General features: G+C 38.9%; 10 protein-coding genes. 2 read left to right on the top strand and 8 right to left on the bottom strand.

The annotated features are described in order from the left end of the window. The 5 genes from ACH2DQ_RS16385 to ACH2DQ_RS16365 form a co-directional block, all read right to left on the bottom strand. On the bottom strand, positions 1-1,046 hold a 1,046-nt coding region (locus ACH2DQ_RS16385), incomplete at its 3' end, for an ABC transporter permease (RefSeq protein WP_395027450.1). Between the two features lie 65 nt (positions 1,047-1,111). After that, the gene (locus ACH2DQ_RS16380) at positions 1,112-1,285 is read right to left on the bottom strand and encodes a cysteine-rich KTR domain-containing protein (RefSeq protein ID WP_394912569.1); all 174 of its coding nucleotides are present in this window, start codon (positions 1,283-1,285) and stop codon (positions 1,112-1,114) included. Further along, a complete protein-coding gene (locus ACH2DQ_RS16375) occupies positions 1,272-1,769 on the bottom strand; it encodes a MarR family winged helix-turn-helix transcriptional regulator (protein WP_394912568.1) in 498 nt (165 codons plus the stop codon). Before ACH2DQ_RS16375 ends, ACH2DQ_RS16380 begins: the two co-directional genes overlap by 14 nt. A 277-nt stretch (positions 1,770-2,046) precedes the next feature. Then, on the bottom strand, positions 2,047-3,222 hold the full coding sequence (locus ACH2DQ_RS16370; protein WP_394912567.1) for a hypothetical protein: 1,176 nt from the start codon (positions 3,220-3,222) through the stop codon (positions 2,047-2,049). Between the two features lie 448 nt (positions 3,223-3,670). Further along, a complete protein-coding gene (locus tag ACH2DQ_RS16365) occupies positions 3,671-4,204 on the bottom strand; it encodes a VanZ family protein (protein ID WP_394912566.1) in 534 nt (177 codons plus the stop codon). Positions 4,205-4,950: 746 nt separating this feature from the next. On the opposite strand from ACH2DQ_RS16365, the gene ACH2DQ_RS16360 reads away from it, so the two are divergent. Next, positions 4,951-5,691: a DUF305 domain-containing protein gene (locus ACH2DQ_RS16360; RefSeq protein WP_394912565.1), complete on the top strand. Its 741-nt coding sequence runs from the start codon at positions 4,951-4,953 to the stop codon at positions 5,689-5,691. 526 nt (positions 5,692-6,217) lie between these two features. Here ACH2DQ_RS16360 and ACH2DQ_RS16355 read toward each other — a convergent pair. Further along, a complete protein-coding gene (locus ACH2DQ_RS16355) occupies positions 6,218-7,264 on the bottom strand; it encodes a uroporphyrinogen decarboxylase family protein (protein ID WP_394912564.1) in 1,047 nt (348 codons plus the stop codon). Positions 7,265-7,512: 248 nt separating this feature from the next. Between ACH2DQ_RS16355 and ACH2DQ_RS16350 the strand changes: the two genes are divergently transcribed. Then, entirely contained in the window at positions 7,513-8,484 is a 972-nt protein-coding gene (locus ACH2DQ_RS16350; protein ID WP_394912563.1) for an AraC family transcriptional regulator, read from the top strand. 11 nt (positions 8,485-8,495) lie between these two features. Here the strand turns inward: ACH2DQ_RS16350 and ACH2DQ_RS16345 are convergent, their stop codons facing one another. Further along, positions 8,496-10,049 (bottom strand): response regulator, encoded by a 1,554-nt coding sequence (locus tag ACH2DQ_RS16345; protein ID WP_394912562.1) that lies wholly within the window; start codon positions 10,047-10,049, stop codon positions 8,496-8,498. An 87-nt stretch (positions 10,050-10,136) separates the two neighbouring features. Beyond that, positions 10,137-11,194, bottom strand: a 1,058-nt coding sequence (locus ACH2DQ_RS16340) for a sensor histidine kinase (RefSeq protein WP_395027445.1), incomplete at its 5' end; no start/stop codon positions are given.

Raw genomic sequence — 11,194 nt, 5'->3', positions numbered from 1 at the left:
GGATATTTAAAGCTGACATTTTTAAATTCCACCTCGCCTGGTGTGGCAGTATGCAAGTCATGAATGGGACCGTCCTTAATGGCTGGGTCCGTTTCTAAGACTTCTTTGATACGGTTTGCCGATACGCTGGCACGAGGGATCAGTATCAGTACCATAACCAGCATCATAAACGCCATAAGCAATTGAATGGCATAGGATGAAAACACCATCATATCCGAAAACAGGGTGAGCCGGGCACCTGCCGCTGCGTTAGAGATCAAAACTGCTCCAATCCAGTATACCGATAAGGTCAGACCATTCATAATAATCTCCACAGACGGCATCAGCGCAGCCATCAGGCGGTTTGAGAATATGTTTGTATTGGCAAATGCCTGGTTGGTTTTTTCAAACTTATCTTCCTGATATCCCTCTGCATTATATGCACGGACAACCCGCAGTCCTGTGAGATTTTCTCTGGAAACCCGGCTTAAATCATCCGTCTGCTTTTGAAGCAGTTTGAATTTCGGAATCGCAATAGCGATCATCACTACAGATACAATAATAAGCGCTGCTACCGCAATGCCAGTTGCAAAGGACCACTGCCAGCTTTTTCCTGTGATTTTCACAATCGCCCAAACCGCCAGGATCGGAGATTTTATAAGGATTTGCAATCCTATTACCACGAGCATCTGAACTTGGGTAATATCGTTCGTAGTTCTCGTGATTAAGCTGGATATGGAAAAGTTGTTGATCTCCTGCATTGTGAAAGACTGTACCTTATGAAACAGGTTTGTCCGCAGTCTGGAGGAGAGATTGGTTGCAATACGTGCGGCTAGCCCTGCAATCAGGACCGATACCACAACACTTCCCAGCGTTATGAGCAGCATCCTGCCGCCCGCTAGTAAAATTTCATTCATTTGGCTGCCGGGAGTCTGGACAATCTCTGTGATTTTTCCCATAAATTCCGGAAGAGTCAGATCAAGCCACACTTGAAAGACAATCAGCCCGAGGCTTATGACCGTAAGCCCCCATTCTTTTGCAGTTAGGTTTTTCAGTATTTTTAACAAATTAATTCCTCCTTTAATAAAAATAGAGCCAACGAAGTATTTATATACTTCATTGGCTCTGCGTCTTATGCGTCTGGCTCTGTGAGAACGGTTACTTTTAAGTTTGTAATATCAATCAGCGTTTCCTGTTTGCATTTTGGACAAAACAGCGGGAACTTTATAAGTACTGTATCATAACGTGCCTTTAATCTGGTTTTATTTTTACAGACCGGGCAATGAATCCAGTTATCTCGTATCAATACGATCACCACCTATCTCTTTTTTATTTATATTGCCAGCCAATCTGGCAATCTCATTTCGAATGCCTTCTTCATATATCTCAGCGTAAACGATTAAAGCCTCCCGCTGTTCATCCGTTATTTTCTTCATCACATCCGCTTCCACTTCACATAAACGGCCCACAATTTTCTCTGCATATTCCGCACCGCTTTCGCTTAGCTTTACCTGCTTATTTCTACGGTCAGTTTTCATTTCCACCAGTTCCACATATCCATGCTTCAAAAAAGATTTAATAATCATATTTACGCTTTGCTTGGTAAACTGACTTTGTTCACAAATCAGCTTTTGTGTGCATTCTTCCGGATTATCATAGATAATCCCCAAAACAGTTAAACTCATAGAAGTTAATCCTACTGCTCTTGCATATTCATCAAATAATCTGCTTAGGGATTGGTATTTTTCTGATAATCTATTTTCTGTCATCCTGTTTTCTAATTGAACCACAATTATTCCTCCATTCTATTTTTCATATTAGTCCAAATCTATTACTATCATCTCTTTTGACTAATATACTACGTGGTAATCTATTTGTCAATAAATAATATATGAAATATTTATAAACACAGCCGCCACCAAAAATATATAGATCTGATCCATTGTTCTTCATCCTACGAGAATCTGAATCCGTTAAACTTTTTAAGATACGCATTAATTTGCGCTGGGTGCACTAAAAAAAGACCCACAGCTTTGAGCTGTAAGTCTTACTGGATATTTTCGTTTTTTAGTTCATGGTTTCCTTCTTCCCAGGATCTTTGCCAATAATATCATTTTGATGAATATATAAGCTTTTAGAATTCAGTATCCCCTCTATCTGTTTCTCAATTAATGCTTCCAAATGTTTTAAGCGGACATCTGGCAGATCGTATTTGCCATCCCTTTGAAATTTAAAGCCCTTTAGATTTATTAGATCTGCTCTAATTTCCGGAGTTAGCATGGCATTTGCAGCCAGGTTAAAATCTGCACCAATTCTAGGACCCTTCATTTTTAGATATTCGCTGATATTTTCAAACTCTTCTTCTTCCGCATATGGAAGCAGGGCCTGATTATGATCAAAAACAGGTGCCATACGTATGATTTCTTGTGTATCATTATCTATTAATACACCATGGTTTCCGAGATGTCTGTCATCATTAATGATTAACGCATCTAATACAACCATTCTTCTAAAGTCATCCATACAGCCAATGCTGTCGTAGAATTTAATCAAATCATCACTCTGTGGATGTGAGCGAATCAGTTTATAAACCGGTATAAACCCTTCTTTTTCCGATGTAAAAAGCTGACACTTTGATACAATTTTGTTCCGATAGGTTGCCATCTTATATGCAACATTATTTTTACAGATAATATTTGCAATCTGAGCTGCATAAAACTCACTGTAAGGTTCTTTACCGGCATTTCGTGCTCCGGTACTTCCACCTTTAACAAGATTTATATTATCTTCTTCTCTTATCCAACATTTAGCAAATGCTCCTTCTGTTGTAAACTCCGGAGAAGTTGTGGAAAATTGCTCTCCATATAATCCACCTTCGAATGCAATATGAGAGATTAATTCATTAAATGGATTTCTATACAAAGACACTTCATTCCAGCACTTATTGCTATCAACCGGTTTAACCCAAAAGGTATCATTCAAATTTAGCGCATATGATACACGAATGTATCCTTCCAGATTGTCACATCCACATTCATGTAATAGTTTCTCTATATGTTTTCTGTGTTTCGGTGCTCTTCTATGCTCTAACCAATCCTGTATATTTTCGAATCCTACTGGCTTATTCTCTTCAAAGTACTTTGTTTCCTCCAATATTACTTCTCCCAGCATTCCATACCTTGTTTCGAATTGCAATATTGGAGTGTCTTTATTTAGTAAAAGAAATTGATTATCAATAAACATTTGAATTCCCCCCTCCCATAATTTCTTAATTGATTCTATCATAGCACATCAGATTCCGTATTTCCAGAATAATTCTTTTCAGACTGCTTTCTCTGATTGATGTTAACCCCGATCTTATTCACTTCATGGATCAGATCACTTTCTTTCGACCTTAATTTAAACTGGTCATACTCTTTCTGACAAATTCTTTTTTTATTAATCTATCGTTTCAAATATAGAATCTGGTATACTATTTGCGCTGAGCTCCATTTCCCTGATTAAATAAGCATATTCAAGAAATAGTTTATCGCGAAGTGCATAAAAAGTTAATACATCTTATTGTGAAATTATTGCAGCTAACATATCTAATGTCATCATTTCATTTTTTAAAGCTGATTCTACTTGATCAGATGCATACAGGCTTAAATACAAAGCTAATTCTTTTTGTATAATTCCAATAGGACTTTCTCTACAAATTTACGATAATTAGAAGCCCCAGTAACGCAAGTATTCCAATGGTTCCGATACTTGCTAATATATTTAGCACTTTGTTGGTTTTCCCCTTTAGCAATTTATAAAAGCCAATATAGATCAAGCATCCGATTACACCGCCAAGTGTATTTCCTATAAAATCTGTAATATCTGATGCACCGATTGCAAATATAAATTGTATGAGTTCCAGCCCAAAACTGGTCAGCGCCGCGGGAATTATTTTTTTCCAGAAAGGCCAGTTTCCTTTCAACATACCAATATACAGCCCAAAAGGAATAAAAATCAGTACATTATTGAATATTTCATCAAAATCCATTTTGCCGTTAATGATTACGGATCCGGCAAAAGGTATGAGATTGATGCTCCTCAGCTGTGGCATGTTATTTATTGAAAACTGCATTTTAAACAATATGATCCAGGCTAATACAATTACATAAATCACAAATAACACAGAGGTCAGTTTCTTTTGACCCCTTTCCCTGTTGTGATCCCCCAACTTCTTTTTCTCCATTTTTGATCCTCCTTACTCTTTTTAAATAATTCCTGATTTTATAAAATCTCTGATAAAATTCATTTTCCCTTATCATCGTATACTTTCTTTCTCAAAAACGCAAGGTGAAATATAGCAACAGGGGATAAGAGACAACGAAAATAAGATATGCCCGCATGTGAAGCGTACATAAGACGTGCAGATACCAGGATTTAATTTTCAAACAGGGTCTGATGTGATATAATAATATCAACTAAAAGTTTACGTAATGGATGTATTAACCGGAACTATACCTGTCATACAAAGGGAGGAGGTATGTACAATGTTAGCAGCTTTTATGGGTCAAATCGGCATATTTTTAACTATACTTTTCAATATCTTGAAATTAGGTTTATATGTTCTTGCAATTTTGGCATTGATTAAATATTTAAGGACAAAATAACCTGCAAAAAGGGGGAAACCGTACCTGTACCGTTTCCCCTTTATTCCGTTCTATATACCTCATCGTTCAATTCCATCTGTTGCTTTTTCGAATTTTCTTACATTGGTATGTCATTATATTCTGCCACCCTCACATAATACGCAATCAGCAGTTCCATTAACCGAGATTTTTCTTAAAGTCGATGTACACCAGGAAATCCACAGTCTTACAGTATTTTATCGCTAAATACACAGAAAAACAATCTTTACTGTATAATTTTCATCATCCTGAAAAAGCTATTACCATGAAATAAATTTACTGCCTAAACGGCTGAATGGAGGTCTTTATGGATAAAAAAGGATTTTACTGGACAATTGGAATTATTGCTGCTCTTCTGGTGATTCTTCTGATCTGGCTGTTTTTTGCCGGAAAAAACAAATCTGCACCGGTTCCGAATACGGAAACGAACACCACACAGGCGGGAACAAACAGCAACACAGCAGATCACAGCGGCATGAATCATGACAATATGGATCATGGGGATACAAACCTCGCTTCTTATATGGATGAACAGAATGATGACATGGAAGATATGATGGAAGACATGGAGGATATAGACAAATCCGGCTATGCTGCCGTGGACTTTTTAAATGGCATGATTCCTCATCATGAAGCAGCCATATCAATGTCACAGAGCTATTTAAAATACGGAGGAAGCAATGAAGAGCTGAATAAGCTGGCAAAGGATATTATTGATGTCCAAAAGCAGGAAATTAATCAGATGACTACCCTTGCACAGGAATTAAAAGCTTCCGGCAAACAGGATCTTGAACAGGAGAACGCTTATCTGGAAGAGTATAAAAAGATGTTTTCTTCCCACCAGATGAATCACTCTACCGCAGCTAATGTAGAAGCCGCTTTTGCAGAAGGAATGATCATGCACCACCAGATGGCAATTGAAATGGCAGAAGTTATTTTAAACTTTACCGATGAAGAGCAGGTCATCACCCTTGCCCAGAATATCATCTCTGCCCAGAAGGAAGAAATCACGCAGATGGAACGGCTGTTAAAAGAAGTGTCTCAGTAGAATATAAAATTGCTATATTTTAATCATTTTCGAAAATTCAAGACTTTATTTGATAATTTGAATCCTATTATTGACAAACCGCCTCGAATCGTGTCGTAAAATGAATTGACTTATTCCGCTCGGAATAATATACTAAAGGACGTGTTAACTTCTTAATTCGACACATATGATTCTTAGCCCAGATCCCACGTCTGGGCTATTTCATTTTTTAAACTTATATTTATTACCTGGTTTACACGGACGGCAAGTCCGCAAATCCTCTGTACTTCAGCTATGGCACACAGAAATTATATATCACCGTCCGTAAGGCAGATTTTGTGTCATGGCATCCTTTCCACATTATAAAATATGAATTTAATCATATAAAATAAATGTTTCATGACATCAAACCAGCAATTCAATACATTTTCTAACACAAACAAACATTTTTCGCTATAATGTACTTGTATTTAATTTTTCAATTTATACTCCGCATCTCCCACACGTTGCGGAGTACTCCCCAAAAATCTTATTACAATCTTATCTGTTAACGCTCTACTCCGTACAATGCCTCAATATTTTCTATTGGCACATCCCCTTCAAACGCCTGGCTTGCCATCAATATGTAACCGCCATCCTGATTTAATGTTTTTATAAAACGACGTGTCTCTTCAGCCACTTCCAGCGGTGTTCCATATGGTAGTATTCCCTGTGTATCAATCCCTCCGTGAAAAGTAATTTTCCCGCCAAACGCTTCCTGCAGGCTCTCCGGCTCCAGTCCCTCTACTTTTTGAATCGGCTCCAGTACATCCACATTGCACTGGATCAATTCCGGAATAATCGGGCGCACTGCACCGCAGGAATGCTGTTGATAAAATGCGTTGTATTTATGTGCCAATGCAGTGAGTTTTTTCGTATTCTCCTTGAAGAATTCCCGCCACATATCCACGCTGAATAAAAGGGAAATCTGAGTACCATAATCATCATGGGGTCTTAAAATATCTATTCTTCCTTCCCCAGCCTTAAAAATTCTTTCATAATATTCCAGTTCAAATGCCACCATGCGGTCTAAAATGCGCTGTGCCACTTCCGGCTCTTCAATCATCATGATAAAAAAACGATCCATATCAATGAGGAAAGTTACAATCTGGAAGGGACCTTCGTGCCCGACAATAATAGCCTTATCCGGATATTTATCGCATTCTTCTTTGATCACGCTATAATCAAACCAATCCGGGTCCGGGAAAGGGTATGCATCGACTTCTTCAATAGTTGTAACATCATTCAGCGGAAAATAAGAAGTCATCCCATACTCGTCAATTGCTGTTTTATGGGTGGTGGTTTCATATCCCCAGTAGCTGCTGGTAACTTTCTGCCCCTTTTCATTTATATACTTCTTAAGCTTCGGTCCAATGTATTTCGGCGAAACCGGAACAACATCAATCTTAAACTTTTCTAATAACTGGCTGTACTCCGCAAATTGATAATGCTTCATTAATTTTTCCACAACGGAATCTACTGCTTCAAATGCGGCTGGTGTACGGTCCGGTTTCTGATGGGCAATTGCAGCCCTGACTCTTTCTCTGGATGTCATAATTATCCTCCTTCAATACCTTATGATAGTCTTATTGTACTGTTTAAAAACCATCAAAACAATGAAGAAAACAATACAGTTTATTGTATATTTTCAAACAAATAATAATCTTTAATTGACAAATTTATACTATATTTTATAATGGAATATGACAGGTTGTTTATAGCAGATCTTAGAGTGTGTTTGAAAATTCATTCCCGCCATCTGCCAGAAAGCAATTTTAAAACGCTCTAGCCAGGGGATTTTATATGACAATTGACGAAAGAATTAAAAACGTATTGAACTCCAGCTATCATTTATCAGTACCTCCCATAAATGATAACTTTTTATTCCACGTAATACGTGCCGGCTGCAATTATTTTGTTGAAGATTTTGAAATTACCCGTGACAATGATTATCCCTACTACACGGTTCATTTTGTCTTTGACGGATGCGGTATATTTCATATTTCCAAGAAAGAACATCTGCTTAAAAAAGGAGATGCCTTTATTATTTATCCAGGAGAGGCGCATGACTATGGCAACTACAACCAGTCCTCCCTTGGACTGCTGTGGATTGAACTGTCTGGAAGCAATTGTAAAGAATTATTCAGTTACCTGCTTTCCAACCATCAATATGTCTTCAAAAATGTATCAACAGAAAAAGCCGGACAGCAGCTCATTGATATTTTAGAATATTTAACAACTGATATAAAAGAAAAAGCTAATAATGATGTGAACAATCTGGAAGCGCGCAAAAATGATCCGAATATTGATGATCGGAATATTAATGCCACAAATATTGATGTTTCGAATAATAATATATTATACAGCCCTGAAATCAACAAATATGAATTGTCCTCCAAGGTTTACACTTTCATCATGTATTTATTAGATTTAATGACCGGCATTCCACAAAAAAATACGCCGGCACTAATCGTGAAGGCGCTTTCTTACATCGATGAAAATTTTACCAGCCAGATACAGATCCGTGATATTGCAGGTAATCTGCATATCAGCCACACATATCTCACAAAATTATTTCAGAAAAATGTTGGTGTGACACCGATCAAGTACGTCAACATGAAACGCATTGAATACGCCTGCTATCTGCTGCAAAATACTGACTTAAGCTGCGAAACTATCAGTGAAAAGACCGGTATCTACGATAATGCATATTTTCATAAGATGTTTAAATCGGTGAAAGGGATGACTCCTGTGCAGTACAAAGAATCCCTGTAATTATGCTTTCCCTATTTTACTGTGGGATTATTATCACCCCGATACTCCCTTGGGCTGCATCCCACGTATTTTTTAAATATCTTGGAAAAATAGTTCTGGCTGTTAAAACCAGTCTCATAGGTGACTTCTTTGATGCTTTTTTTCTGGTGGAGCAGAAGCTTCGCCGCTTCTATCCGCTTTTCCGCAAGCACATCCGTAAAATTTTTTCCGGTGGTTTTCTTGAACACACGGCTCAAATAAAATGGCGAGATGCGTAAGTTTGCCGCCATATCGTCCAGGGTAATGTTGTGGCTGTAATTTTCCGAAATATACATCATCGCCTGTTCCACAAGATAATGGTTATTCGTCCGGTTGAATTTCTGGATTCCCTCCTGCATGGTAAGCAGCTGCATCTCCAGATAGAATGCCAGTTCCTTCGTATCTTTTAAGGAAAGGATTTCTTCCAGAGACACGGCAAATTCCATAAGCAGTGTTACATCTGCATATTGCTGGCGGATCTCTCCTGTTAGCAGCACCAGAAGATTATACACCCTTTCTTTTGCCTGGCGGAGATTCTCAGACTTTAAAATCAACTCAGTGCTGACAGCAGACAAAAGCGCCGCCAGTTCCTTCCTGTCATTTTTCTTTAACTGGGAAAGGAGATCTTTGGCACTTCCCGGTATATCCGGAGCCAGGCGGCAAATGGCAGCAGTGTGTTCGCCATAGATGTGAAAGGATTCCCCCGCAGCACATTGTTTCAGGGCATTCAAAGCCTGCTTATAGGATTCACTCAGATCCTTTGTGTCCTGATAAATATTTCCCACGCCAATCCGGCAGGAGTCCTTGCCCATTTCATGAAGCAGCATACTGGTAAAACGCCCAACCTCCGTCAACTTGCGTTCCTCTAACCGCTTATCCTCCAAAATGAAAAAAATCAGGAGATTATTAAACTGTTCTCCGATGCATTTCATTCCAACATCCTGCAGCGCCTGTTTGATTTTGCGAAGAATCAGTCTGGGGGTATTCTCATATTGAACCGCAAGGCAAAATCCGCTCTGTACTTCAAACCCCAGAAATGCCATGATTCGTTCTAATTCATCATCTGCTTTCCTGGAAATCAGGCTGAAAATGCAGTCACTTTCCACTATAGGTCGTATACTCTCCATCCGGTCTAAGAGCAGTGAATTCTGCGTCCGGCTCTGCTTTGCACTTTCCAGCTTCTTTCCGATTTGTTCAAATGCAGTCTTTAAAGTCTCTATTTTAACTGGTTTCAGGATAAAATCTTCGACTCCAAGCTTCACCGCTTCCTGGGCATATTCAAACCGGTTATAGGAAGAGAGGATCAGAAAAAACAGATCTTCCTTCATCTTTTTCAATTCCCGGATGGTATCCAGACCGTTGATACCGGGCATATTGATATCCACCAGCACAACATCCGGAAGAAAGGATCTACATTGATCAATTGCCTGAAATCCATTTTCTGCTTCCATGATCTGTGCGACAAAGGGACAGTTTGTCTGAATCATTAATTTTAAAACTTCCCTCTCTATGGGTTCATCTTCAATTATCAGCAAATTAAACATCATGTCAGCTCCTCACGTTCTTCTTCAAATGGCAGATTGAACATCATCACAGTTCCTCACTTTCTTCTTCAAACGGCAGATTGAACATCATCACAGTTCCTCACTTTCTTCTTCAAACGGCAGATTTATGGAAATAGCTGTACCGCAGCCTTTGCTGCTCTCTATGGTCAATATTCCCTCCGTGCCGTAAAATACATCCAGACGCCGTTTTACATTATTCAGTCCAATATTGTTGCCGTTGACACGGGTGCCTGTTTCCTTTAGATGTCCGGAAGTGATGGCTTCCAGGATATCGCTGTCCATGCCAACCCCATTATCCTCCACAAGTACACAGATTTTATCATGCTTCCGATAGATCACTACATCTACCGCCGCATCTTCCATCATATCCGCCACCCCATGGATAACTGCATTCTCCACCAATGGCTGAATGACCATTCCGGGCATAATGGGATCAGGCAGCCCCTCTTCCACAAAGAGTTGGAATTGTATCCGGTGTCCAAAACGTTTCTTCTGTATCTCCAGGTAATTTTTAATACAGGAAATTTCCCCCATCAAATCAGAAGTACTATTTGATTTTTCAAGACTGTAACGCAGAAGTTCCGAGGTGATTTCCATCAGTTCCTTCGTCTTCGGGGCATTTTCCAGATAAGCCATTCTGGAAATCAGACTCAGGGTATTGAACAGAAAATGCGGATTGATCTGCCCCTGTAAAACTTTGAGTTCCGTTTCCGTGAGCAGATCGTGGATTTTAAGATTCTCATTTTCACTCTCCAGGATGCGCTTTTCCAGGATCGACTTTTCTTTGACATGTTCTATATTTTTCTGGATACTCACAGACATATCTTCAATTGCTTCACACAGTACTTTCAGATCATGATCTGCGCTGTTGATGCCTGCAAGCTGGTAATTACCATGCTTAATGCCCTTTATATTTTCCACAATTTTCCCCAGGGGCCTGGTGATAGTGCAGATGGAAATTATTGCAAAAAGAATGGTGATTACAAACATCAAAGTGATGATAATGATCGTAATTGCAATTGACATTTTCAGCCACTGGATCATATCATCTCTTTTCAGATTCATCTCATGCGTCAGCAGCGTGGAATACTCGATGTATGTCCCTTGGATATTTTCCGGAATGCGGG

The sequence above is a fragment of the Robinsoniella sp. genome, assembly GCF_034124845.1.
The sequence above is the reverse complement of the archived record's forward strand: the minus strand, read 5'-3'. Positions and strand labels throughout refer to the sequence as shown.